Raw genomic sequence first — 1714 nt, 5'->3', positions numbered from 1 at the left:
TTGCCTCCAATCGACCAAGAGAGCGGTCGGCAAGCGGAGCATGACCTTAGGAGGGATGGCGAAGAAACCTCGCTTGCCTCCAATCGACCAAGAGAGCGGTCGGAAAGCGGAGCATGACAAACGGATGGGATGGCGAGGTTTCCCGAAGAATGCAGAGCCGCTCCACAATTCAAGTCGCTCCGCGTTAACGCCCGTTGTGCGGAGCGCTAAACGCCATATCCAATCACCAATGCGAGAAAAGTGCTAGGATATTTCCTTATATTCAATTCCCGCATTTGTTTTAACCAGAGGTAATTATCCATTATCCATTAATGAAATAAATCCCTTTTTTTCTCTTAGACTACTTATCATTCCTTTTACTATTACTTGAAATCCTAATTTTTCATCAATCTTATCCATTTAATTAGTATTATTTTTTTGATTAATTATTGCCTATGTTACCTAAATTGTTGTTACTCAATCAACGCTTAATTTTCTCGTTAATAGTATTAACAATACTATTAATTCCTCTTGTTTTAAACTTTTACGTCAAAGTAGCTACAAGCAAATATCGCTACAAAAATCCAGAAGAAGTGCCAGCTCAACCTATTGCCATAGTTTTTGGGGCAGGAGTTTGGGAAGATGGTACCCCCACACCAATGTTAGCTGACCGAGTACAAGGAGCAGTTAATTTATACAACATTGGTAGCATTAAAAAAATTTTGATGACTGGCGACAATAGTACCCCTAATTATAATGAGGTAAAAGCCATGCAAGAATATGCTATTAATCATGGTGTATCTGTTGAAGATATTACTCTAGATTATGCTGGTTTTAGCACTTATGAAAGTTGTTATCGAGCCAAAGAAATATTTGGTATTACTCAAGCAGTTTTAATAACTCAAAACTATCATTTACCTCGTGCAGTTTATACTTGTCGTCAACTGGGAGTAAATGCTCTAGGTTTAGGTACACCAGATTGGGGAAAATTTAGAAATGATTCTATGAAACGTTATTCTCTGCGTGAAATTTTGGCAGTATTAAAAGCATTATGGGAAGTTCATATTACTCGCCCTAAACCAACTTTTTTAGGACCTTTTGAGGGGATTAGTTAAGAATTTAGAATTTAGAATTTAGAATTTAGAATTAATTACCTATTCTGTAGTACCTTGTTGAAAAAAAATGCTAGACTAATTCAAGACTTCAGTTACTAAGTAATAAGTAAGGAACAGCAATATTTTTAAGTATTCGTTGCCAAAACACGAAGATATCTTATGCTTAATAACCCTATTCTCTACTCCTTCCTCTTAATAAAATGCAGCCAACATTTATCAAATTGGTATAATATAAGGATTGGCTGAAAGGATTTTTTGTAAGAGAAACTGTGTTGATATCAAGTTTTCCAAATTACAGCAATGCATGAGGATGCGGAGGTACAGTCATAAGACTACTTTTATATTCCCTGTTCCCTAGGACAATAAAACTTTGTACCTCACGCACCTCCGAAACTGCTGTAATTTTTTGATAATTTTTAAGAGGAGGAAAAAATGGTTCTTTATCTTGACTCAGCAATAGTAACAGAAGCAAGAGTTGCCAGTAAATTTGGTTGGATATCTGGGGTGACAACTAACCCAACTTTGCTGGCAAAAAGCGATTTGTCTCCAGAAGCAACATTAAAGGAACTTTCAGAAATTGTTTCTGGAGAATTATATTATCAACTTACTGCTATTAACTT

General features: G+C 36.1%; 1 protein-coding gene and 1 pseudogene. Both read left to right on the top strand.

What is annotated here, in order from left to right:
• Positions 1 to 434: 434 nt before the first annotated feature.
• Positions 435 to 1094, top strand: coding sequence for a SanA/YdcF family protein (locus F6K22_RS40185; protein ID WP_293110693.1), 660 nt, complete (start codon positions 435 to 437; stop codon positions 1092 to 1094).
• Between the two features lie 432 nt (positions 1095 to 1526).
• Positions 1527 to 1714 (top strand): annotated as a pseudogene (locus F6K22_RS40180) (transaldolase family protein); the annotation flags it as partial.

This window comes from Okeania sp. SIO2F4 (assembly GCF_010672385.1).
Lineage (GTDB): Bacteria > Cyanobacteriota > Cyanobacteriia > Cyanobacteriales > Microcoleaceae > Trichodesmium.
Note: the sequence above shows the minus strand (reverse complement) of the source record. Positions and strands in the feature narration are given on the sequence as shown.

Coding starts and splice junctions, on each gene's coding strand:
- F6K22_RS40185 (WP_293110693.1), top strand. CDS start 435: ATGTTACCTAAATTGTTGTTACTCAATCAACGCTTAATTTTCTCGTTA.